We start from the raw sequence: 23,574 nt of genomic DNA on the forward strand, positions 1-23,574 counted from the left end.
CCACGGGCAGGTAGGACACGAGCACGTCGACCTGCTTGTCCTTGAGGACCTGGACGACGTCCACGGGCTCGGCGTCGGACTCCTCGATGGTCAGGCGGTAGTACTTGCCCAGGCCGTCGTTGGTGACCCCGCGCTGGACGGTGACCCCGGTCGGGGGGACGTCGGCGATCTTGATGGTGTTGTTCTCCGAGGCGTTGATGGCCTCGGACAGGTCGAAGCCGACCTTCTTGGCGTCCACGTCGAACGCGGCGACGAACTCGACGTCCTTGACGTGGTAGTCACCGAACTGCACGTGCATCAGGCCGGGGACGGTGCCCGAGGNAACTCCTCTCGTGGTCACCGCCGGTCAGGTCCAGCGGCGTTGAGGTCAAGGGTCCGGGCGCCTCGTGCGGCGCGGAAGACACCCATGGTGTGGCGGTTCCACCCTTGCCAGCGGGGCGACCGCGTGCCGCACCGGCTCGTGCGTTTGGGTGAGGTCCGGCCGGAAGCCGTGCGTCCTTTCGCCGAGCCTGCCCCGCTCCGCCCGGCGATATCATCGTCAGTCAGCCAGTGACGCGGCTGGCTGGAGGCGGCGCGCATGCGTTACGGCGAACCAGGTCCTGCTCGAGGGTCACCGCAGGTCGCGATCGAGGACCACGGGGTCATCGGGGACCTGCAGACGGCAGCCCTGGTGTCGACCGAGGGTGAGATCGACTGGCTGTGCCTGCCACGCTTCGACTCCCCGTCGGTGTTCGGCTCGATCCTCGACCACGACCGGGGCGGGTCCTTCCTCGTCCGGTGCGGCGGAGCCGGTCGCACGAAGCAGATGTACCTGCCCGACTCCAACGTCCTCGTCACGCGGTTCCTCGGTGAGAGCTCGGTCGGCGAGGTCGTCGACTTCATGGTGCCCCGCGAGGTCAGGCACACCGAAGGAGGGGCGCTGCGCCTCGTCCGGATCGTGCGCGCGGTGAAGGGTCAGGTCGAGGTCGACATCCGGTGCGCACCGGCATTCGACTACGGGCGGACCAGGACCGAGGTCGACATCGTCGAGGGTGCGGGGGCGTTCTTCTCCTCTGCCGCAGGGCAGCTCGTCCTGCGCTCGACCGTGCCACTGGTCGCGGAGGGACGGGCTGCCGTCGGGAGACCTGTCCTCACCGAGGGCCAGGCGCTGGCGCTCGAGCTGTCCCGGCACGGTTCGACCCACCCCTTGGAGGTGGTCCAGGCCGAGGCGCTGCTCTCCGCGACCCTGGGGTACTGGCAGAGCTGGGTGCGCAGGTCCCGGTACCGGGGGCGGTACCGGGAGATGGTCGAGCGATCGGCGCTCACCCTCAAGCTGCTGGTGCACCAGCCCACCGGCGCCCTGGTGGCCGCAGCCACCACGTCGCTGCCCGAGTCCATCGGGGGGACCCGCAACTGGGACTACCGCTACACGTGGGTCAGGGACGCCGCCTTCAGCATCTACGCGCTGATGCGGCTCGGCTACATGGAGGAGGCCGCCGCGTTCATGTCCTGGCTCGAGGACAGGTGCACCGAGGCTCCCTCGGGGCAGGGTCTGCAGATCCTCTACGGCATCGACGGGGCACCGGCGCCGGTCGAGGAGCCCCTGGAGCACCTGTGCGGCTACCGGGGTTCGCGACCGGTGCGGATCGGGAACGGCGCCGCCCACCAGCTCCAGCTCGACATCTACGGGGAGCTGATGGACTCGGTCTACCTCTACGACAGGTACGGCGACCCCATCAGCTACGAGCTCTGGCTGGCCCTGTGCCACCAGCTGGACTGGCTCGAGAAGCACTGGGAGGAGCCCGACCACGGGGTGTGGGAGGTCCGTGGTCCACGACAGCGGTTCACCTACTCCTCGGTCATGACGTGGGTCGCCTTCGAACGCGGGACCCGGATCGCCCGCCAACGCGGCCTCCCGGCGCCCCTGGAGCGGTGGCGCAGTGCCGCGGACGGCGCCTACCTGCACGTCCAGCAGAGCGCCTGGAGCCAGGACCGCCGCGCCTACGTCCAGTACCCGGGGAGCCACACCCTGGACGCCGGGGCGCTGGTCATGCCGCTGGTCAAGTTCACCGGGCCCCGGGACCCGAGGTTCCTCGCGACCCTCGAGCGGATCGAGGGCGAGCTGGTGACGGACAGCCTGGTCCACCGCTACCGCAACGACGGCACGGACGGCTTCACCGAGGCCGAGGGCACGTTCAACCTCTGCTCCTTCTGGTACGTGGAGGCCCTCAGCCGTGCGGGCAGGGTGGACCAGGCGCGGCACACGTTCGAGAAGATGCTCACGTACGCCAACCACCTCGGCCTGTACGCGGAGGAGATCGGTCCGTCCGGGGAGGCCCTCGGGAACTTCCCCCAGGCATTCACCCACCTGGCCCTCATCAGCGCGGCGGTCAACCTCGACCGCGCCCTGGACGGGCACGGGAGGAACCCGTGACGGCCGGCGCCCCGGGACCCGGCGCGGAGCTGTCCGGGGCACCACCGGACCCGCTCGGTCGCGTGGAGGTGCACCCGGGGCCGGGTCTCGTCCTGCGCCGGCACGACGTGGTGCTCGTCGTGCCGGCCGTCGAGGCATCCCGACGCGACCTCGCGGCCGAGGTCGCGCGCGCCTGCACCGGGCAGGGCGGGGAGGGCGGCCGTGACCGGCTCCGCCGCCTGACGGGTCTGCTCGCGCGGGACACCGCCCATCGTCTGCCGGCGTTCGCCTGCGTGACCGGGGACGGCGACGAGGTCCTGCTGCTGGTGCACGGGGCGGTCCCGGTGCGGGTCGACGGTCGGGAGCAGATGTTCACCATGGGAGCGGACTCCACCGGCTGGGTGGAACGATCGCTGCCTGCCACGTTCACCCACCTGCGGGTGGGTGCGGCCGACACCGGCCCGGACGACGACGCCGACCGCTTTCCCTTCGAGCTCCTGGACGGCAGCGTCCCGGGCAGCGCAGCGACGCTGCACCGGATCGGCCCCCCTGCCCGGGTGGGTGGCGTCGCCCCTGCCGCCGAGGAGGTGTACGCGGGCGGGGACCCTGTAGCTCGCGAGACCGCGATGACCGTCCTGCGGCAGGCGCCGCACCTGCGCGTCGTCGACCTGGCACCGCGTCCGCGGGACCCCTCGCGCACACCGTCGCCCCTGCCCATCGGCTCCCCCGCCCCGACAGGCTCTCGCACCCTCACACCGCCGGGTGGGGTCGCTGCTCCCGGCGTCACCGCGCCCGTCCTCGTCCACGGGATCGTGTGTGGGTGCGGGGAGCTCAACAACCCTGTCGCCGACGAGTGCCGGGTGTGTGGCGCTGATCTCGACCCGTCCCAGCCGCAGGTCACCGGGGTGCGTCCGCCCCTGGGCATCCTGATCACCGACGACGGCCGGGTCTTCACCCTGACCGACGACGTGGTGGTCGGGCGCGAGCCGGGCCAGGCACCGGAGGTCAGGGACGGTCGGGCCCGGCCCCTGGTGCTGCGGGACGGCGAGCAGAGCACCTCCCGGGTCCACGCCCTGATCCGGCTCTCGGGCTGGGAGGTCGAGGTGGTCGACCGCGGGTCGGCCAACGGCACGTTCATCAGCCGGTCGGGGTCGGCGGGCCCCTGGGCCCAGGTCCCACCGGGGCCCGGGACCGCCCTCGCCCCGGGCGACCGGCTACGGGTCGGCAAGCGGCAGCTGCTCTTCGACCGCTACCGCACCGCCTAGGCAGTGCGGCGAACAAGGTTGGGAGGGAAGGGATCTGGTGGATGGCATCGGTGGTTACGCCTTCGTCCGGGAGATCGGCCGCGGTGTCCACGGGCGCGTCTTCCTGGCGACGCCGCCACCGCGCGTGGAGGCCCCTGAGGGTCACGTGGCCGTCAAGGTCTTCTCGGCGGACGCGACGGACGAGGGCTTCGAGCTCATGGCCCGACGCCTCCACGCCTACGCCGACCTCGCCTCCTCCCGCCTGGTGCACCTCCACGAGACCGGGCTCGACGGCCACACCGCCTTCCTCTCGATGCGGTTCGAACCGTCAGGCTCCCTCGGCGGCCCCACCCTGGCGGTGGACCGCGCGGAGCGCGTACGCGCCGTGGCCCGCGCCGCCCGGGCCGCGCACGAGCTGCACGAGGCGGGGGTCGTGCACCGCGGCATACGCCCGGCGAACATCCTCCTGGCGCCGCGGGGGGCCCTGTTGTCCGAGCCGGCCGTCGCCCAGGTGCTCTCGCGTGCCGAGCACCTGACCGGGCTGGGCACCCGCGGAGACGCCCGCGACCTCGAGTTCGTCGACCCCTCACTGATGCGCGGGGCGGCGGCCGGGCGCACGAGCGACATCTGGGCCCTCGGGGTGACGCTGCACATCGCCCTCACCGGGTTCGGCCTGTATCCCGCGCTGTCCTCCGCGGACCCGATGGTCGCGGCGCGCATGTTCCTGCGCAGCAGGCCAGAGCCCGACGCGGAGCTCTCCCCGCGTGAGCGCGCCGTGGTGGTCCGGACCATCGACCCCGAAGTGGGCAAGCGCTACCGAACGGCCGCCGCGCTGGCCGACGACATCGAGGAGCTGGTCCGATGACGGCGGCGGGCACCGGGGGCGCGAGCACTAGGAGCGACTCGCGGCGCGCACTCGCCATCTTCCGCCGGTTCGCGCAGGGCGAGGGGCGCAGGTTCGTCGGTGCGCTCCTCCTCATGGTGCTCGAGGCCGTCACGGTCATCGCCGTCCCCAAGCTGATCGGGTCAGTGGTCACCCTGCTCAAGGACGACCACGCGCCGATCCTCTTCGGGCTCCGCGCGCCCCGCGGCGTGGGCATCCCCGTGCTCGCCGGGGCGATCGTGGTCGTGACCGCGGTCAGCAGCCTGGCCGAGTCCCTGTCCGAGGTGTCCCTCGCCAAGACCGGGCGGGCGCTGGGCTACAACGTCCGGGCCGCGCTGTACGCGCACCTGCAGCGGCTCTCCCTCGCCTACCACGTCCGGCGCAGCACCGGCGACGTCCTCACCCGCATCACCAACGACGTCCAGGTCCTCGAGGAGTTCGTCGTCGAGTCCGTCATGGACCTCATCGGGAGCGCGATGCTGCTCGTCGGCAGCATCGCGTTCCTGTTCTCCCAGTCCTGGCGCATCGCCCTGCTGTCGGTGGTCATCGTGCCGCTGCTGGCGCTCGTGTCGAGCTACTTCGCCCGTCGCATCAAGGCAGCCACCAGGGAGCTCCGGGCCAGGGAGGGCGACCTCGCCTCGACCGCGCAGGAGATGCTCACCACGATCAGCCTGGTCCAGATCTACGGCAGGGCGGGGCGCGAGCAGGAGAAGTTCGCCCGGGAGAGCCGGTCGGCGAGGGACGCCATCCTGCGGACCGCCCGGCTCGAGGCCGTGTTCGGCTTCACGGTCGCGTTCCTCGAGTCCGCGATCATCGCCCTCGTCATCGTGTTCGGAGCCCGGCTCGTGCGGGGCGGGTCGATCGGCGCCGGCGACCTCGTGACCTTCGTGCTGCTCATCCAGGGGATGTTCAAGCCCACCCGGCGGATCATCAAGGAGTGGAACACCGTCGCCAAGGTCTACGCCAGCGTCGACCGGGTCGGCGAGGTCCTCGACCGGGAGCCCGCGGTCCAGGACCTGCCGGGGGCGAAGGAAGCCCCCCTGCTGACGGGAGCGGTGGAGTTCCGGGACGTCAGCTTCGCCTACCAGCAGCAGGTCGAGGGCAGCGCCGACGACGACGAGGAGGGGGCCTCGCCGCGGCTGTCCCTGCACGCCGTCAGCTTCAGCCTGGCCCCCGGCGAGGCGGTCGCGCTCGTGGGGCACAGCGGAGCCGGCAAGAGCACCATCGCGCAGCTGCTGCCCAGGCTCTACGACCCCCAGGCCGGGGCGGTCCTCCTCGATGACCAGGACATCCGCACGTTCACCCTCGACTCGCTGAGGGCGCAGATCAGCATGGTCCTGCAGGAGACGATCCTGTTGCGTGGCACCGTGGCCGAGAACATCGCCTACGGCAGGGAGGGCGCCACCCGCCGGGACGTCGTCCGTGCCGCCGTCCGGGCGCAGGCCGACGAGTTCATCCGCGGTCTCCCCCAGGGCTACGACACCGTCCTCGGCGAACGGGCGGCGACGCTGTCCGGTGGTCAGCGCCAACGGCTGGCGATCGCCCGTGCCTTCATCAGGGACACACCGATCCTGGTCCTCGACGAACCGACGACCGGACTCGACGCGAAGGCCTCCGCCGGTGTCGCCGAGGCACTCAGCACCCTGCTCGAGGGTCGGTCGGCACTGATCGTCTCCCACGACCTCAACCTGATCCGCGGCGTGGACCGCATCATCGTGCTCTCCGGTGGTCGCGTGCTCGAGGAGGGCACGCCCGCGGACCTGCTGGCCAGCGGCGGCCTCTACGCGGAGCTCTACGCGAGCCAGTTCGGCGTCGCCATGGCCGAGGCCACATCCGAGCGGGAGGAACCCCCGGTCCGGGAGGAGCTGCCGTTCGAGGCCGTTCTGCTCGACGCCGTACCGCTCCCGGCGTCGGACCGCGAGTACCAGGAGCTCGCCGGCTGGGGCAGGCCCGTCCCGGCCCCGGTCCGCGCGGCGGACCCGGAGACCGACCCGCTGGGGACCCCCGCGCTCCTCGGGCACTTCCCCGGCCTCGAGGAGGCCGTCGACCCCACGGCCGTGGCCCACCACCTGCGGCCGATGCTGCGCGAGGGCCGTGTCCTCCACTCGTGCGTGGTCGACAAGGTCGTGGTGGACCCGCTGGGCAGCGTCACGGTGCGGTACCGGGCGCACGTGCGGGCAGCCGGCTCCACGACCGGGGAGGACGTCCTGGTCGGCGGACGCCTGCACCGGTCCGAGGAGGAGGCGCTGGAGTATGCCGCCCGCGCGTCGGCTCTGGCGGAGTCCGCGTCGCGGGCCGGGCACCTGGCACCGTTCGGGCAGCTGGTCCGCGTCGTGCCACGGGTCCACCTGGTCCTGCACGCCTTTCCCGTCGACCCGGCCCTGCGGGGCCTCGTGACCGCGGCGGACGACGCGCAGGTGGCTCCGGCCCTCGCGTCGGTGCTGCCGAGGTCGTTGTCCGGGCTCGAGCTCTCGGGTCTGCGCACCGAGGTGGTCAAGTACGTGGTCGGTGAGCGCGCCGTCCTCAGGTACGAGCTGTGGTGGCGTGTGCAGCCCAGTGGCCGAACCGTGCGGCAGGTGGTGTTCGGCAAGGTGTTCGCGGACGACCGGGGTGCGGAGGTCGCGGCGACGGTGACCGCCCTGCAGGGCGCCCTGCGTGACGGCCCCGGCGTGCGCAAGCAGCCGTTCCTGCTCCCCCGCGTGCTGGGGTACCTGCCCGAGAGCAGGCTCCTGCTGTCGGAGGCACTCCCAGGCAGCCCCCGGATCCCCGGGCTCGTCCGCGCCGACGTGGCCCACGGGAGAGGCCCGTACGCCGACGCCGCGACCACCGCCCTCCATGGCCTCGCCCGGGTGGTCGCCGCGCTCCACCGCCCTACCGACGGCCTCGTCGTGCCGGGCACCGCCGTCGACGGCCGGCAGCGGACGCCGGCACGGGAGATCGACCGGCTCCTGGCCGGCGCCGAAGGGCTGGCCACCCTGGCACCCGGCCTCGGCGGGGCGCTGGCATCGCACCTCCGGGCGCTGCGGCCGCTCGCGGAGTCGTCGGCCCTGCCGATGGCCCTGGCCCACGGCGACCTCACCTTGTCGGAGGTGCTCGTGGACGGTCCGATCCACAGCGTGTTCGACCTCGACTCGGCGTGCGTCGCCGAACCCGCCCTCGACCTGGGCCACCTCACCGCCCACCTCGGCCTCACGGGTCGACGAGCCGCGGAGGCAGCCGGGCTCGAGGGCCGTCGACGCGTGAGGGGGCTGGAGCGGGGACTGCTCGCCGACTACGCCGAGGCGCGACCGGACCTCGACGGCGAGGCCCTGGCGAGGCGGACCGAGCTCTACCGCATCGCCTCGCTGGCTGACCTCGCCGTGCGCAGCTGGCTGCAGCTCAAACCCGACCGCGTCGCGCTCTGCCTCACCCTGCTGGACGAGGCGGTGCGGGGGTCGGCGCGCGGGAACGCCCAGACCGGACAAAAGGATTCGCACCTCGCGGACCCGCGCTCACAGGCGATTGACAGGCATTGACCGGGAGGTCTTCCATGGTTGGAAACGGGGTTCTCGCGCACTACGACTGCCCGTCGTCTCGGTCGTGCGGAGCACACATGTCTGCAAACCAGCGTCACCACCTGCTGCCAGTGGCCCTTGCCGCGTCGCTGGGCCTGATGACCCTCGGCGTCCCTGCGGCCCAGGCACACACCCACCCGACCCCGATCGAGCGCGCCGCGCCGGCAGTGGTGTTCATCGAGGCCAGGGCGCACGTCGAGGTCACCCTCATCGAGCACGACCTCTTCCCGGACAAGCACGGGATCCATGTCCACGTCTTCTCGTACACGGCTGACCCGCTGCTCGACACGGCCAGTGGCTTCTTCGTCAACCCCACGGGGAACGTGGTGACGACAGGGGCGCTGCTGCGGCAGAACCTCGACAAGGGCGAGGTCTGGGCCGTCAACCAAGCCTTCGCCGCGCGGTACCGGCAGGCACGGCTCCGGGTCGACCCCTTCGTCCGCAAGCACATCGGGCCGAGGACCGACCGCATCGAGCAGCGGCTGCAGGCCTGCTACCCACCGCACCTGAGCCTGCAGGACGCCGGTGGGTGCGTGGTGAGGCGATCGGCCACCTACGTGGTGCACCCGGACGTGACCGACCAGCGGGTGTACGGGAACCTGCTCGCAGAGGCCGACATGCAGCACTCGACCACCGACGTCGGGCTCCTACGGGTCCGCTCCAACGGGGTGCCCTCGGTGATCATCGCGCCACCGCTCCCCACCGACCGCCCCATGGACGCCCTGGGCTTCGTGGGCATACCCGGTCCGGTCTCCTCGGTCCCCGACCCCAACAACACCAACCCGCACGGCCTGCACGACATCGCCCAGCACTTCATCAAGGGCCACGTGCCGCTCCTGCAGTACACGGGCCTGACGGCGGATGAGGCGGCAGGCTCGGCGATGCTCAAGCAGCAGCTCGGGAAGGGCATCGAGGGCGGGCCCGTGGTCGACGGTGGCAAGGACGCCAACTCCGGTGGCCAGGTCATCGGCATCTTCCCGGCACCGGCTCCCCCAGGCCAACCAGTCCCGAAGCTGGTCGGCGCCACCGCGATCCTCGACGTCCTCAAGAGCGCCGGCGTACCGAACCAGACCAGCCTGACCGACACGCAGTTCGAGGAGGCCATGCACCACTTCAAGAACAAGGAGTATGCGGCCTCCATCCCGTTCCTGGAGGCAACGCTCAAGCAGTTCCGCGGGCACGCCCTGGCGGCTGCGGACCTGGCCACCGCCAAGGCGCAGGTCGCCAAGGGCCTCGGCAGCCCCGCGATGACGGCCGCCCCGGTCAGCACCCAGACCACGTCGAAGGGCTCGTCCGGCAAGGGACTCCTCATCGGCGGACTCGTCGTCGTGGTGCTGGCTGCGCTCGCGGCGCTCGGCCTCGCGCTTCGCCGGCGAGGACGCCATGACGCGGGCAGGGTCGCGCCCACACCGGCAGGCGCCGCCACCGCCGCGTCGGGCCGGCAGGCGACGGGGCCCGCCGCGGGCGACCGAGCGGCACCATCCCACGCCCACGGCTCGGCGCCAGCGGCCGGCGCGCCCCGGGCGTCCTCGTCCCCGGGAGGCGCACACGGAGCGGCCCCCTCCCGGGTCCGGGAGCGCCCGGACCTGGTGCGCAAGGCCCCCTCCTCGGCGTCCGCGCCGGGCCCGCAGCCGTCGACGGTCCAGCGCACGGCCAACAACACCCCCTCTGCCGGCCACCAGCTCGCCTCCGGGGCCCGGTCGGCCGCGCCGGCACCGGCGCCCACCGCGACGAGGTTCTGCACGTCCTGTGGAGGAAGGCTCGCCGCCGGGCACCGCTTCTGCGGCCGGTGCGGCGCACCCGTGGGCGACTAGGGGGGACCGATGATGGAGTTCAGTCCAGGAGCCGAGATCGCCGGCTACCGGATCGAGTCGGTGATCGGTCGCGGTGGGATGGCCGTCGTCTACCGCGCCGAGGACAGCCGGCTGGGTCGGAAGGTGGCGCTCAAGCTGCTCGCCCCGGTGCTGGCGCAGAACTCCCACTTCCAGCAGCGGTTCATCCGTGAGTCGAGGCTGGCGGCCTCCCTCGACCACCCCAACATCGTCCCCATCTACGAGGCCGGCGAGTCGGACGGTCACCTCTTCATCGCGATGCGCTACGTACCGGGCAGTGACCTCAAGGCGGTGCTGGCCCAGGAGCAGCGCCTCTCCCCTGCCCGCCTGTTGCGGCTGTTCGTGCAGATCGGGGACGCCCTCGACGCAGCCCACCTCCTCGGGCTGGTGCACCGCGACGTGAAGCCCGGCAACATCCTGGTGAGCTCCGTGGGCGAGCACTCCGGGCACGCGCACCCCGACCACGTCTACCTGACCGACTTCGGCCTGACGAAGCGGACCTCGTCGCTGTCGGGGTCGCTCACGGACACCGGCCACTTCCTGGGCACCGTCGACTACGTCTCACCCGAGCAGATCCAGGGCGGACCACTCAGTCCCGCCACCGACACCTACGCCTTCGGCTGCGTCCTGTACGAGAGCCTCACCGGGCAGCTCCCCTTCAACCGCGACGACGACGCAGCAGTGCTGTGGGCCCACCTCGTGGAGATGCCACCTCCCGTCACCGCGGCCCGCCCGGACCTCTCCCCGGCTGTCGACGACGTGGTCAGCAGGGCCATGGCGAAGGCGCCGGAGGACCGGTACGACACCTGCAGCGACCTGATGCGGGACCTCGAGCAGGCCCTGGACGTCCCTGCTGAGGTGTCGAGCCTGCACAGCGCCTCCTCGCGCCCCGCAGCCCGCCACCGACGGACGTCCGGCGCCGACTCGGCAGCGCTGCCCGAGGAGGCTGCCGGCTCCCTCAGCCCGCTCGAGGCCGCACCGCCGCCGCCCGAGGACCCCGAGGCCACACGCGCCTGGGTGTCCCACCCCTCCCTGCCACCGGGGGCGATGGACCCGCCGCGGTGGTCCGGCCCCGTTCTCGACCCCACCTCAGCAGGGTCGGAGGACGAGCTCGCCGAGGACGAGCTCGCCTACGACGAGGCCGGACCGGAGGACGACCCGGACTACGGAGCCCCGGCTCCCGAGGAGTACGACGAGGAGCAGCCCCGCCCCGGGGACGACCAACCGGCAGCGCCTCGCCGCGGCCGGCGTGCCTGGCTCCTGCCGGCGGCCGCCGTGGCCCTGCTGGTCGTGGCGGCGGCGGTGGCGTGGTTTCTCGTGCAGTCCAAGAGGTCCAGCGAGCCCTTGGCCACCTACTCGTCCTCCAGCCAGCAGTCGGTCGTCGCGGTGTCGGTCGGCTACCCCCAGAGCTGGCGGGCGGCGTCGGGCAGCAACGCGTTCGTCCTGGCTCGACGACCCGACCTCGCTGCGGTGTTCACGGGGCAGGGCGGCTGGGGACCGGCCCGGACCATCGTGAGGTCGACACCCGATGACGCCGTCGGGATGTACTTCACCTCGTTGGCGGCCCAGGTGAACCCCACCCAGGAGCAGCTCCAGGGCTGGGTCTCGATGAACCTGACCAACTCCACGGTGACCGGTCTCGGCGCGCCGACGCCTCTGACGATCGGGGCTCATCGCGGCTACGAGCTGGAAGGCACGCTGGTGGACCCGGGATCCCCCGGCAGCAGCCTCCGGGCGCTGTTCGACGTCGTGGTCCTCCCCCAGGGGACGGCGCTCATGACGTTCTTCGGGCCGCCCAGCCGCTTCGACGCCCAGCGACCCCTCTTCGACCGGATGCGTTCGAGCGTCAGGTTCACGCCGTGAGGCAGGCGGCGACCTCGTCCAGCAGGACGCGCACCTCGCCCGGGCGGGCGCTGTGCATCCGGTTGGGTCGCCGAGCCGCGATCTTGAGCAGGAGCGCCGCCTCGTAGACGTGGCACCGGCGGGTGACCTCGGTCAGCTCGTCGGCGGACATCCCCCGTGCCTGCGCCGCCTCCCCGTACGCCGCGAGGAAGCTCGCGGCCGCCTGCTCGAACCACGCGCGGGTGCCGGCACGGTGGTACCAGAGACCGGGCGGGCGCAGGTAGGCCAGGAAGTACCCGAGGTCGAGCGCGGGGTCGGCCAGGCAGAACTGGTCGAAGTCGACGAGGAGGACCGATCCCTCGCGGTAGAGCAGCTGGCTGGCCTTGTACGACCCGTGGGCCGGGCGGAACACGGCGGGCGTCGACGCCTCGAGGGCCTCGCCCACGGCGACGGCCAACGGAGCCACATCCCCTGCGAGCTCGGGCACGTACCTGGCGATGGTGGCAGCCCGGTTGGCGCTCTTGAGCGCCTCCTGGGCCCCGGTCCGCCTCGACGTGCCGGGGGCCGCCACCATCCGCAGGTGCAGGTCGGCGAGGGCCGTCGCTGCCGCTCGGAGTGCCTCGGACGGCGGCTGGCTCCCCATCCGGAGGACGTCCGTGCCCATCACCGTCGCCGGGGTGTCGGAGGGACTTCCCAGGTCCTCGGTCAGGGCCAGCGACAGGGACTCGACGACCCCGAGCGGCCGGGGAGCCCAGGGCTGGGCGCCCTGCAGATCCCAGAGCCGCTCGGCGAGCGCCGTGGCGTCCTGGGCCTGTTCCGCGTCGCGGTAGAGCTTGCCGATCACCGAGCTCGACACGTCCGCTCCCGAAGGCGTCCGCGCCACGAGCCGGTAGCGGACGACGCAGCGGTCGCCGGGCTTGTAGCGCAGCGGCACGGCCGACACCGAGACGAGGCTGTCGCCGTCGTGACCCGGCTGCGCGGCGGCCACGGCGGCGAGGGCCGTCCACAGGGCGCTGCCCTCGGTCGGGTGGATGGCTGCCGCGAGGCCGGGCAGGCGCTCGTCGTCGGGGAAGCGCTCGATGGTCACCCCGAGGGGGTCGATGTGCACCGTCCCGTGGAGGGTGTCGGGGGCAGCAGCGGCGGGGGACGCAGGGACGCCCTCGCCGGACACCGCGGTCTCGTCCACCTTGACCGTGTACATCTCGTCGCCGGCGCTGCCGTAGACGGCCACGAGCCCTCGGCCGGGCTTGCGCCGCAGGTAGCGCAGCGGCGGCCGGGGGTGGCTCCGGTCGACGTGGAGCACGTCGTCCAGGAGGGCGGCCACGCCGTCAGGGGTGGGCCAGGGCTTGGTGGTGGTGGTGGTGGAGCTGCTCATGACCGGACCGTCCTTGTGGTGGCGAGGGATGTGGTGGCGAAGGACTCGAGGTAGGTGACGAGGCTCTCCACGGGGTTGCGCGCCCCCTGGAAGCCCGGGAAGGCGTTGACGTCGATGACCCACGGCCGCCCGTCCCTCACCACGAGGTCGGCGCCGAAGAGCTCGAGCCCCAGCGCGGCCCCCGCCGCCCGAGCGGCGTCCCGCCACGCGTCCGGGAGGTCAGCGTCGTCGATGGCGACGTCCTGGGACTTGTCGCAGATCTCCAACGCAGCGGCACGCCGGGCCGCCGAGAGGTGGCGGCCGATGACCCACACCTTGATGTCGAAGCCGTCGTTCTCGATGAACTCCTGGACGATCACGGGCTCCTGCCCCCATTCGGGCAGGAGGGCCTGCAGCTCCTCTTGGTCGCGGACGAGGCGCACGAGGTCCCCACGGCGGCTGGTGCGGCTCTTGACGACGAGCGGCCACGGCAGGCCGTCGAGCTCGGCCTCGTCGGACATCGCCTCCAGCGTGGCACAGGACCACGTCCTCGGGGAGGGGACACCGTGTCGCTCGAGGCGCTGGGCCATCGCCCAGCGGTCGAGGGCAGTGGCCGTCGCGTCGGGGCTGTTGACGACGGTGGCACCGTGGGCCTGCGCCCGCCGCGCGATGGCCTGCGCCTGCGCCGACCGGGACTTGAGCAGGTACAGGTCGGCGACCTCGTCGTGCCCGGCGTCTACGGATGCAGGGGCACCACCGACGGTGACGGTGTGGCGCTGGGCGAGTGCGTCCACCACCGACGCGAGGACCGGGTTGGGGCTGGGCTCCGCCAGCAGGCAGATCTTCATGCTGTCGCCTCCATCAGGCTGGTCAGGGATGCGGATGCGGGGCGGTTGACCCTCGCGGCGGACTGGCGAGCCAGCCGCAGGACGGTACGAGCGAGCTTCCTGGCGACGTCCGGGACGCCTCCGAAGCTCGGGAAGTCGTTGACGTCGAGGACCATCCAGCCCCTCGGCGTCTCGACGACGTCGATGCCGAAGATGTCCAGCCCGAAGGCGCGGCCGACGGCCAGGGTCAGGGCGCGCAGCTCGGGCGTGACCTCGATGAGCTCCTCCACGACGCTGTTCGACCGGTGCAGGGGCGACTGGCGCACGGCTGCGAAGACCTCGTCGCCGGTGTTGTAGAGCTTGACGTCGTACCCCGGGTTGGGCAGGTAGGGCTGGGCGAGGAGGTACCCGCTGTCGTCGAGGTCCACCTCGCCGAGCTGCTCCGGGCTGTCGACGCGGACGATCCGCTCGCACGAGCTCCCGTTGTTTGGCTTCACCACCAGCGGGTACAGCTCTCGTGGAGCCTGCTCGAGCAGGGTCGCCCGCGAGGCGAAGTACGTTGCGGGGAAAGGAATCCCCGCAGCCCGGGCGACGCTCGCGGCGACCACCTTGTCACGGGCGAGGCGGATGGCCCGGTAGTCGTTGACCGTGGGGAGCCCCGCTGCCCCGACGGCCTCCAGGATGCTGAGCCCAGGTCCCGACGAGACCGTCTTGAGCACGTAGGCGTCATAGGCGCCGTCAGCCTCGGTCAACGCCGAGAGGTCGGCCAGCACCGCGTGGGGACGCAGGACGTCGACGTCGTGGCCCCAACGGGTGAGGACGTCGGCGACGACGGACGGCATCACGTCGTTCTCGTACTTCTCCTCGACGATGAAGCAGAGCCTGGCCGGGGACGTGAGCACCGGCCCCTCCAGGGTCTGCATCACCGAGGACACGCTGCTTCGTCGTGTGCCGCTGTCTCTGCCTGAACCAGACATTCCGAGCCTCTTCCGTTTCCTGTCCGTGGGGGTGGCGCCGGGTCCTCGCGCCTCCTGCATCGACTCTGTCCCGGCCGGCACTCCCGGCCCAGACACCCCAGGTCTGGCCCTCCAGCACCGCAGGTGTGGTCCGCCCACCCCTGGGGTGGGTTACCCGGCCTCCCCTGCGGCGCCAAGGTTTGTGGTGCGGCCAGGTGCCGCCAGTCGAGAGAAGAGGTGAGCGTCGTGGACACAGTCCCGCGAAGGCCCGGTCTGAGCGTCGTCATGACGAGGCGCTCCACCACCACGCGGTTCCCCGGCTCCCGCGAGCAGCGGACGGCGGTCTCCACGTGGTCGCTGCGGCGGCGGTCGACGGCACCGCACCGCCATCAGGCCACCTCGGCGCAGCTCCCGATCCGGTACCGCGGTGGACCCCTCGTCCTGGGGCATCGCGGGAGCACCTCGCACGGCTGTCGAGAGAACTCGGTCGAGGGAGTCGTGGCGGCACTGGCGACCGGCGCCGACGGCGTCGAGGTCGATGTGCGCCTCAGCCTGGACGGGGTGCTGGTGTGCAGCCACGACGCGGTCGTGACGACGCACCTCGGCCGCGAGCTCGAGGTGTCGGCGACCACCGCGTCGGAACTCGCCGCCCGCAGAGCCGGTGGTCGGCTCGCCACCCTTCGCGAGGTCGTGTCCGCCCTGCGGGCCGGTCCTGCGGGCCACCTGGTGGTCGAGGCGAAGCCCGTCGCGGACCAGGTCGGCGCCTTCCGCACCGCCCGCGCCCTCGCCGAGCTCCTGGTGCCGCTCAGCACCACGACCTCCGTCACGGTGTCCTCCTTCGACCCCGTGCTGCTCGGGGCGGTGCGCCGACTGGTGTTCGGGTCACCGCTGCGCACCGCGTTGCTCGGGCACCCGGCCGAGTCCGCGGTGGCCGTCCTCCGTCAGGCCGCCGAGGCCGGGTACGACGAGGTCCACCTCAGCCTGAAGGCACTCAGGGCCGCTCCCCACGCGGTGCGCATGGCACACCAGCGCGGCATCTCGGTGGCTGCCTGGACCGTGAACGGTGCGGACCTGGCCGAGGTGGCCGCGCTCGAGGTCGACTCGGTCATCACCGACGACGTGGCAACGGCCCGCGCCACCGTGGAGCGGGCGCCTGCCCTCCACCGGGCCGCTGCCGTCCTCCCTGTCGCACTGGCCGGCGGGACCGCGTGCTGACCCCCGCCCCCTCGGTCTACCGTGGGGGCGGGAGGTGCCACATGACGGGTGGGTCAGGCGAAGGGGACGACGCCGCTGCCGTCCCGGCCCCGAGAGCCGCCGACGCGGGGTGGGCCAACGGCTGTGCGGTGTTCTACCGCGACGCCGAGGGCTCCCTGCAGGTCCTCTCGCTGGAGCCACTGGCCTCCGTCACCATCGGCCGGGACTCCGGGTGCGACCTGCGGATCCGCTGGGACGAGAGCGTGTCCCGGGTGCACGCCGAGCTGGTGCGCGTGGGTCTCCACTGGGCGGTGGTGGACGACGGCCTCTCGCGCAACGGCACCTTCCTCAACGGCGAACGCGTGAGCGGCAGGCGACGTCTGCACGACGGGGACACCCTGGTGCTGGGCGACACGTCGTTCAGTTTCCGGGACGTGCGTGCAGGGACCTCGCAGCTCACCTCCGTGCAGGCCGAGGTGCTCACGACGGCATCCCTGTCCCCCACCCAGCGCAGCATCCTGACGGCGCTGTGCCGGCCCTACCGCAACCAGAGCGCCTATGCCACGCCGGCGTCGAACCTGGAGATCGCCGGCGAGCTGTTCCTCAGTGTCGATGCCGTCAAGACCCAGCTGCGCACGCTCTTCCAGAAGTTCCACATCGAGGACCTCCCCCAGAACCAGAAGCGGGCCAAGCTCGTCGAGCGCGCCTTCGCCCTGGGCCTGGTCACCCAGCGCGACCTCTAGACGGCCCCGTCCGGCATGACCGTGTGAGCCGTGCGGCATGACCACGTGAGCCTGCGTCACCCGGTCACCCGGTCACCCGGTCAACCGGTCGGCCGGTTGACGCGTCCGCTCCCGAGGACCAGCAGCACCAGCCCGACGACGTAGAACGCGAGGATCACCGGTTCCAACGCGTCGGACGACACCGCCCCCGGGACGCCTGCGGCCACCTGCATCGGCATCCCGACGAGATAGCTCAGCTGCTCGGGGACGCCGGAGACCAGCGCCACGACCGCCAGCACGCACCCCCACCCGGTGTGCCGCCACACGAGCACGGAGGCCGCGGCGTACAACGGCACCTGCACCCCCAGGTCGAGCACCAGGGCGAGGTGGATGACCGACGGCTCCTCGACGAGGCGGCTGCCCACGGGCACCGTCCCGTCGACGGCGTTGGCGACCGCTCCGGCGACCCACATGCCACCGAGCGAGACCGCGAGGACGCCCAGCGCCACGGCGACCGCCCGCGCGTGTCGCCAAGGGCGCAACCGCTCGCGGAGCGCATCGACGTCGAGTCCCACGACAACGAGCAGGAGCGCCGCGAGGCTGGTCGAGAAGGTCGCCACGTGCAGCAGGAAGAGGTCGTTGAAGCCGGTGCCGAAGACGTAGAAGGCATAGGTGTAGACGAGGTCCGCGAGCAGTCCCGCCACCACCGCGTGCGCCGGTGTCGAGCCGCGCCGCGCACGCCCGGTGGCCACCACGAGAGCGGGGACGACGACCAGCGCCGTGACGAGGTCGTCGCCACGCAGGATCTCGGCCGTGGAGCGCGGACCGGTGTAGACACCCTCGAGCACCAGCCCCAGCGCCGCACCGACCAGCGCCAGGCCGGCAGCCGCATGGACGAGCGTCGCAGGCCACCCTCCCAGCCCGGCCCGGCGCGCCCCGGGCACCACGGTCGGTCGCGGGCTGCTCACGGTCGCCATCGCCCTCACCCCTCCAGTGGTCCGTGCGCCCGTGCGGCGGCGCGGTCCTGTGGGGGCCAACCTAGGTACGGCACAGGGGTGCGGTGCAGGGTCGGAGGTCCTCGGTCCGCGGGCTCCGGACCGTCCCGGGCAGCAGCTCAGGCGAGGGTGAGGAAGAGCTTCTCCATCGCCGCCAGGTCCTCGGCGTCCATGCCTTCCGGCGACGCGAGGCACTGCCGCATGCCGGAGGAGACGACGGCGAACCCGGCGCGGTCCAGCGCGCGGTTGACCGCGGCGAGCTGGGTGACGACCTCCTTGCAGTCACGGCCCTCCTCGATCAGGCGGATGACCCCGCCGATCTGGCCCTGCGCCCGGCGCAGGCGGTTGATGACGGGTGTCATGTCGTCGGGGTCGAGCGTGACCATGGAGGGCTCCTTGTCCGGGGGTGGGGTCAGGCCGTGAGCGAGGCAAGCGCGGCGGACAACCGTCGGCCGGCGTCCTGCGCGACCTCGACCAGGCCGTCGTTTCGGGTGAGGGCGACCATGACCTCGGGGTCCATGGCCTCGACCAGCGTGGTGGTGTCGTCCACGGCTCGAACCACGACGTTGCACGGCAACAGCAGGCCGATCGACGGCTCTGCCAAGAGCGCCGCGTGCGCGAGTGGGGGACGACAGGCACCCAGGATGACCTGCGGCGGGATGTCGGCACCGATCTTCGCCTTGAGGGTCGCGGCGAGATCGATCTCCGTCAGGACGCCGAACCCCTGCTCCCCCAGTGCCGCCCGAACGGCCTCGAGGGTCGGGACGAAGGGCCGTTCGACGGTGACGGTCAGTGCGTAGCCCATGTCGTGCTCCTCGGTCGATGCGGCCTGCATACCCCCCAGGGTACTACGGACCGCTCAGCCGAGGGTGGCGGCGTGGTCGGGGACGTACGTCGTCTGCTCCCGCGGCGGCCGCTCGTACCCCTTCGGCTCGGGGCGGTCGGGCATCCGCAGGACCGTGGACGGCACCTCGGTGTACGGGATCGTCGACAGCAGGTGGGCCATCATGTTGAGCCGGGCCCGCTTCTTGGAGTCCGACTCCACCACGTACCACGGCGCCTCCGGGATGTCGGTGTGCACCATCATCTCGTCCTTGGCGCGCGAGTAGTCCTCCCAGCGGGTGATCGACTCGAGGTCCATGGTCGAGAGCTTCCACTGGCGCATCGGGTCGCGCAGCCTCGAGGTGAACCGGCGCTGCTGCTCGGAGTCGCTGACCGAGAACCAGTACTTGCGCAGCAGGATGCCGTCCTCCACGAGCAGCCGCTCGAAGATCGGGCACTGGTGCAGGAACCGGCGGTACTCGTACGGCGTGCAGAAACCCATGACCCGCTCCACCCCGGCGCGGTTGTACCAGGAGCGGTCGAACAGGGTGATCTCCCCCGCCGCCGGCAGGTGCTCGACGTAGCGCTGGAAGTACCACTGGGTCCGCTCGCGCTCGGTGGGAGTCGGCAGCGCGGCGATGCGCACGTTGCGCGGGCTGAGGTACTCGGTGATCCGCTTGATCGTGCCGCCCTTGCCTGCGGCGTCACGGCCCTCGAAGACCACGACCACCCGCTGGCCCTCCGCCTTGACCCACTCCTGCACCTTGACCAGCTCGGCCTGCAGCCGGAACAGCTCGGCGTCGTAGATCTTCGCGCCCAGCGAGCTGACCGAACCCGGGTCCTTGGCCATGCCGGTCAGGCCTTCCCTGCGGCGGCGGCCGGTTCGGCTCCAAAGCCGGCCAGCGCGGTCCGCAGGGCCGACTCCAGCCCGCCGGGCACCTGTTCGCGCAGCTCGTATCGCGCGCGCACCAACGGGACCGGCACCGAGAGCACCCGGGTCAGGTCGATGGGCGTGCCGCTCACCACGGCCTCGCAGGCGCCCGCCTCGACGGCAGCCGCGATCGTGGCCTCGAGGTCGCGCACCTGCGCCGCGCCGTACCCCATGGCGGGGAGGATCCCGCGTGAGTTCGGGTACCTCGCGTAGGTCTCGGCGATGGAGCCCACGGCGTACGGCGCCGGGTCGACGATGTCGGCTGCTCCTGCCGCCCGGGCACCGACCACGCCCGCGCCGTACGACATCGAGCCGTGGGTGAGCGTGGGTCCGTCCTCCACGACCAGCACCCTCCGCCCGTGGACGGCATCGGTGTCGTCCACCGTCACCGGGCTGTCCGCGCGCAGCACGCTGGCGCGGGGGTTGAGGGAGCGCACCGACGACTCGACGGCGGCGATGTCCTCGGCCCGGGCCGAGTCGCACTTCGCGACGACGACGACGTCGGCCATCCGGACATTCGCCTCACCGGGGTGGTACGCCGTTTCGTCCCCGGGGCGCAGCGGGTCCGCGAGGACGAGGTGCAGGTCCGGCACGTAGAACGGCAGGTCGTTGTTGCCGCCGTCCCACAGGACGACGTCCGCCTCCTGCTCGGCCTCCCGCAGGATGCGCTCGTAGTCGACGCCGGCGTACACGACGCCGCCGGCGTCGATGTGCGGCTCGTACTCCTCACGCTCCTCGATGGTGCAGTCGTACCGGTCGAGGTCTGCGTACGAGGCGAACCGCTGGCACGCCTGGGCGGCGAGGTCGCCGTACGGCATGGGGTGTCGCACCGCCACGACCCGCAGGCCCTGGTCACGCAGCACCCGCGCGAGGTAGCGGGTCGTCTGGCTCTTGCCCACGCCGGTGCGGACCGCCGTGACGGCGACCACCGGCTTCGTGCAGCGCACCATGGTGTGGCGGGCGCCGTGCAGCCGGAAGTCCGCCCCCGCCGCGATGCACCGGGAGGCCAGGTGCATGACGCGCTCGTGCCGCACGTCGGAGTAGGCGAAGACCACCACGTCGATGTCGCCGTGCCCCAGCAGCTCGTCCAGCTCGGACTCGGCCACGATCGGGATCCCTTGCGGGTAGAGGGAACCCGCGAGCTCGGGCGGGTAGCGCCGACCGTCGATGTCGGGGATCTGCGTCGCGGTGAAGGCCACGACCTCGTGGGCCGGGTCGTCCCGGAAGACGGTGTTGAAGTCGTGGAAGTCCCGTCCTGCGGCTCCCAGGATGACGACCCGGGTGCGGGGGTTCGTGCTGCGCGTCATGGCGTCTCCCTGGCGGGGTCACGGACGTGGCCGGCGCACCCGTTGCAGGTGGCCTGGGGCACGCGCCCGCCACCCCGAGTGTCCCATCGGCAGCAGGCGCGCGGCAGGCCAATGACGGTTCCCGTGAGGGGGTGCCCTGTCCGCCGGTGCGGTGGGACGATCCAAGGGTGAGCGAAACCGCTGCACGCCCCGGGCCCGAACGCCCCTCCGTCGCGCCCGACCTCTCCCCCACGCTTCACCACATCTCGATGGCCCGGGACTGGCTGGCCGGCAACTACAGCCCCCTCCCGGTGGTGATCGCGCACGCCGAGGGCGCCTGGGTCACCGACGTCGAGGGACGTCGCTACCTCGACGCGCTCGCCGGCTACTCGGCCCTCAACTTCGGGCACCTGCACCCCACGCTCATCGCCGCGGCGCGGGCCCAGCTCGAGCGGCTCACCCTGACCAGCCGCGCCTTCCACAGCGACCGGCTCGGCCCCTTCTCCCACGAGCTCGCCACCCTCACGGGCAAGGACCTCGTGCTGCCGATGAACACCGGTGCCGAGGCCGTGGAGACGGCGATCAAGACCGCGCGCCGCTGGGGTTACGAGGTCAAGGGCGTCCCGGACGGACGAGCGCGCATCATCGCCATGGCCGGCAACTTCCACGGGCGCACCACCACGATCATCAGCTTCTCCGACGACCCGCTGGCGCGGGAGCACTACGGCCCCTACACGCCCGGGTTCGACCTCGTGCCGTTCGGTGACATCGCCGCGCTCGAGGCGGCGATCACCGACGAGACCGTGGCCGTCCTGCTCGAGCCCGTCCAGGGTGAGGGCGGCGTCATCATCCCCCCGGAGGGCTGGCTGCGTGACGTGCGCGAGCTGACGCGGCGCCGCAACGTCCTCATGGTCGCCGACGAGATCCAGTCGGGGCTGGGGCGGACGGGGTCGACCTTCGCCTGCGACCTCGAGGGTGTCGTGCCGGACGTCTACGTGCTCGGCAAGGCCCTCGGTGGCGGGATCGTCCCGCTGTCCGCGGTGGTCGCGGACCGTGACGTGCTGGGGGTGTTCACGCCCGGGAGCCACGGCTCGACGTTCGGCGGCAACCCACTCGCTGCTGCCGTCGGGCAGGCCGTGGTCGAGCTCCTCGCCACGGGCGAGTACCAGGAACGGGCACGCACCCTGGGCGCCGTGCTGGACTCCGGCCTGCGCGAGCTCCTCGGCCACGGCGTGGACGCCGTACGCTGCCGCGGCCTCTGGGCCGGCATCGACATCGACCCCCGGCTCATGACCGGACGCGAGGCCTCGCACCGGCTCCTGGTGGAGGGCGTCCTGGTCAAGGACACCCACGGCTCGACCGTGCGGCTCGCACCACCGCTCGTCGTCGGTGAGGCCGAGGTCCAGATCCTGCTCGGGGCCCTCGGCAAGGTCCTCCGGCGCTAGGGGCCGGGCGAAGGGCCTCCACCCCGCGTCCGCCCTGTCCGTCCAGCACGTCCGGAGTGTCCGCCGGGCCCCGCGGGACCTTGTGCTCTGCCGAGCGCCCAGCCGCCTGGTCGACGGTGGCCTGAGGGGTTTCCTTCCACACCTGGCCGAGGAGATGGGCAGCCGTGACCACGACGATCCACGACGACACGGGGGCTGTGCGCGGTCGGTCCCGGGCGGACTCCTCGCGAACGAACGCGGTGGTCGCCAAGTCGGCCGAGGCGTGTCGGCGAGCGGACACGGCTCGGGTTCCGGCTCCACGTGGGGCGGGGGCATGAGCCTCGCCGCCTCGGGTGTCGCGGCGTCGCCGAGGACCGCGACTCCCGTGCTCGCGTGCCACCACCTGACACGTCGGTTCGGGGACCGCGTCGCCGTCGACGACGTCAGCCTGGAGGTCCGGCCCTCGGAGACCTACGGCCTGCTCGGCCCGAACGGGGCCGGCAAGACCACGACGATCAGGATGGTCTGTGGGCTGCTCACCAGCGACGCCGGCGACGTCACCGTCGCAGGGCGGCCCATCGGCGGGCGGACGCGAGACGGTCGCGCGCTGATCGGCTACGTGCCGCAGGACATCGCGCTCTACCCGGACCTGTCCGCGCGGGAGAACCTCCGGTTCTTCGGGCGTCTCTACGGGCTCGGCGGTCGCGCCCTCGACGCCAGGGTCGACGCGGTGCTCGAGGTGGTCGACCTCCGCGACCGTGCCGAGGACCGGGTGGACTCCTTCTCCGGAGGGATGCAGCGCCGCCTCAACATCGGGGCCGGTCTCGTCCACGAGCCACTCCTGCTCGTCCTCGACGAGCCCACCGTCGGGGTCGACCCCCAGAGCCGGCACGCGATCCTCGAGTCGGTCCGGAACCTCGGGCGGACAGGGACGGCGGTGCTGTACACGACGCACTACATGGAGGAGGCCGAACGTCTCTGCGACCGGGTCGGCATCATCGACCACGGCCGGATGGTCGCCGAGGGCACCCACCGCGAGCTCGTGGACCTCGTCAGCGAGCGCGACCGGGTCGAGCTGGAGACGACCGGCGACGTCGAGCGGTTCGCCCGGGCGTGCACCACCCTCCCGGACGTCGAGAGCGCCTCTGCCAGCGGCGGTCTCGTCCACGTGCTGACCGGCCAGGGCCGGCGGGTGCTGCCGAGGCTGTTCGAGCTCGCCGAGGCCAACCAGGCGGTGGTGAGGAGCGCACGGGTCGTCGAACCCGACCTCGAGGCCGTCTTCCTGCACCTGACCGGCTCGGCCCTGAGGGAGTGAC

18 protein-coding genes and 1 pseudogene are annotated in these 23,574 nt (G+C 72.3%); 10 read left to right on the forward strand and 9 right to left on the reverse strand.

The genetic code is table 11. The features are described 5' to 3' along the window. Positions 1 to 310, reverse strand: a pseudogene (locus ABEA42_RS04830) (inositol-3-phosphate synthase); the annotation flags it as partial. A gap of 267 nt (positions 311 to 577) precedes the next feature. On the opposite strand from ABEA42_RS04830, the gene ABEA42_RS04835 reads away from it, so the two are divergent. The 6 genes from ABEA42_RS04835 to ABEA42_RS04860 all read left to right on the forward strand — a co-directional run bounded on the left by ABEA42_RS04835 (position 578) and on the right by ABEA42_RS04860 (position 11,768). Further along, positions 578 to 2,413, forward strand: coding sequence for a glycoside hydrolase family 15 protein (locus ABEA42_RS04835; protein ID WP_345501540.1), 1,836 nt, complete (start codon positions 578 to 580; stop codon positions 2,411 to 2,413). Next, positions 2,410 to 3,657, forward strand: a complete 1,248-nt coding sequence (locus tag ABEA42_RS04840; RefSeq protein WP_345501541.1) for an FHA domain-containing protein — start codon at positions 2,410 to 2,412, stop codon at positions 3,655 to 3,657. Before ABEA42_RS04835 ends, ABEA42_RS04840 begins: the two co-directional genes overlap by 4 nt. A gap of 37 nt (positions 3,658 to 3,694) precedes the next feature. After that, complete coding sequence (locus ABEA42_RS04845; protein ID WP_345501542.1) at positions 3,695 to 4,501, forward strand: protein kinase domain-containing protein; 807 nt, start codon at positions 3,695 to 3,697, stop codon at positions 4,499 to 4,501. Next, a complete protein-coding gene (locus ABEA42_RS04850) occupies positions 4,498 to 8,034 on the forward strand; it encodes an ABC transporter transmembrane domain-containing protein (protein WP_345501543.1) in 3,537 nt (1,178 codons plus the stop codon). The genes ABEA42_RS04845 and ABEA42_RS04850 overlap by 4 nt, the downstream gene beginning before the upstream one ends. Positions 8,035 to 8,111: 77 nt before the next feature. After that, positions 8,112 to 9,887 carry a zinc ribbon domain-containing protein gene (locus ABEA42_RS04855; protein ID WP_345501544.1) on the forward strand — a complete coding sequence of 592 codons (1,776 nt, stop codon included), beginning with the start codon at positions 8,112 to 8,114 and terminating at the stop codon, positions 9,885 to 9,887. Positions 9,888 to 9,896: 9 nt separating this feature from the next. Beyond that, positions 9,897 to 11,768, forward strand: coding sequence for a serine/threonine-protein kinase (locus tag ABEA42_RS04860; RefSeq protein ID WP_345501545.1), 1,872 nt, complete (start codon positions 9,897 to 9,899; stop codon positions 11,766 to 11,768). Here the strand turns inward: ABEA42_RS04860 and ABEA42_RS04865 are convergent. From ABEA42_RS04865 to ABEA42_RS04875, 3 genes are read right to left on the reverse strand one after another with little or no spacing between them, the layout of a single operon-like run. Beyond that, positions 11,758 to 13,122 carry a phosphotransferase family protein gene (locus ABEA42_RS04865; RefSeq protein WP_345501546.1) on the reverse strand — a complete coding sequence of 455 codons (1,365 nt, stop codon included), beginning with the start codon at positions 13,120 to 13,122 and terminating at the stop codon, positions 11,758 to 11,760. The two genes, ABEA42_RS04860 and ABEA42_RS04865, sit on opposite strands and share 11 nt — an antisense overlap. Next, on the reverse strand, positions 13,119 to 13,949 hold the full coding sequence (locus ABEA42_RS04870; RefSeq protein WP_345501547.1) for an ATP-grasp domain-containing protein: 831 nt from the start codon (positions 13,947 to 13,949) through the stop codon (positions 13,119 to 13,121). The genes ABEA42_RS04865 and ABEA42_RS04870 overlap by 4 nt, the downstream gene beginning before the upstream one ends. Continuing rightward, positions 13,946 to 14,851, reverse strand: a complete 906-nt coding sequence (locus ABEA42_RS04875) for an ATP-grasp domain-containing protein (protein ID WP_345502587.1) — start codon at positions 14,849 to 14,851, stop codon at positions 13,946 to 13,948. The genes ABEA42_RS04870 and ABEA42_RS04875 overlap by 4 nt, the downstream gene beginning before the upstream one ends. Before the next feature lie 318 nt (positions 14,852 to 15,169). Here ABEA42_RS04875 and ABEA42_RS04880 point away from each other — a divergent pair, with 318 nt between their 5' ends. Both ABEA42_RS04880 and ABEA42_RS04885 read left to right on the forward strand, forming a co-directional pair. Beyond that, the gene (locus tag ABEA42_RS04880) at positions 15,170 to 16,099 is read left to right on the forward strand and encodes a glycerophosphodiester phosphodiesterase (protein ID WP_345501549.1); all 930 of its coding nucleotides are present in this window, start codon (positions 15,170 to 15,172) and stop codon (positions 16,097 to 16,099) included. A gap of 41 nt (positions 16,100 to 16,140) precedes the next feature. Continuing rightward, entirely contained in the window at positions 16,141 to 16,821 is a 681-nt protein-coding gene (locus ABEA42_RS04885; protein ID WP_345501551.1) for an FHA domain-containing protein, read from the forward strand. Between the two features lie 80 nt (positions 16,822 to 16,901). On the opposite strand, the gene ABEA42_RS04890 is transcribed toward ABEA42_RS04885, so the two are convergent. From ABEA42_RS04890 to ABEA42_RS04910, 5 genes are all read right to left on the reverse strand, one after another. Continuing rightward, entirely contained in the window at positions 16,902 to 17,777 is an 876-nt protein-coding gene (locus ABEA42_RS04890; protein ID WP_345501552.1) for a hypothetical protein, read from the reverse strand. 137 nt (positions 17,778 to 17,914) lie between these two features. Beyond that, positions 17,915 to 18,181: a metal-sensitive transcriptional regulator gene (locus ABEA42_RS04895; protein ID WP_345501554.1), complete on the reverse strand. Its 267-nt coding sequence runs from the start codon at positions 18,179 to 18,181 to the stop codon at positions 17,915 to 17,917. Positions 18,182 to 18,207: 26 nt separating this feature from the next. After that, positions 18,208 to 18,630, reverse strand: a complete 423-nt coding sequence (locus ABEA42_RS04900) for a DUF302 domain-containing protein (protein ID WP_345501555.1) — start codon at positions 18,628 to 18,630, stop codon at positions 18,208 to 18,210. 24 nt (positions 18,631 to 18,654) lie between these two features. Beyond that, positions 18,655 to 19,467, reverse strand: a complete 813-nt coding sequence (gene ppk2, locus ABEA42_RS04905) for a polyphosphate kinase 2 (RefSeq protein WP_345501557.1) — start codon at positions 19,465 to 19,467, stop codon at positions 18,655 to 18,657. A 5-nt stretch (positions 19,468 to 19,472) separates the two neighbouring features. Next, positions 19,473 to 20,855, reverse strand: a complete 1,383-nt coding sequence (locus ABEA42_RS04910; RefSeq protein WP_345501559.1) for a cyclic 2,3-diphosphoglycerate synthase — start codon at positions 20,853 to 20,855, stop codon at positions 19,473 to 19,475. A 167-nt stretch (positions 20,856 to 21,022) separates the two neighbouring features. On the opposite strand from ABEA42_RS04910, the gene rocD reads away from it, so the two are divergent. Next, positions 21,023 to 22,279, forward strand: a complete 1,257-nt coding sequence (rocD, locus tag ABEA42_RS04915) for an ornithine--oxo-acid transaminase (RefSeq protein WP_425571983.1) — start codon at positions 21,023 to 21,025, stop codon at positions 22,277 to 22,279. Positions 22,280 to 22,592: 313 nt separating this feature from the next. Next, positions 22,593 to 23,573: an ABC transporter ATP-binding protein gene (locus tag ABEA42_RS04920; protein WP_345501560.1), complete on the forward strand. Its 981-nt coding sequence runs from the start codon at positions 22,593 to 22,595 to the stop codon at positions 23,571 to 23,573. Position 23,574: the final 1 nt, after the last annotated feature.

Origin of the sequence: Pedococcus ginsenosidimutans, assembly GCF_039544395.1 — a bacterium.
Taxonomy (GTDB): Bacteria; Actinomycetota; Actinomycetes; order Actinomycetales; family Dermatophilaceae; genus Pedococcus; species Pedococcus ginsenosidimutans.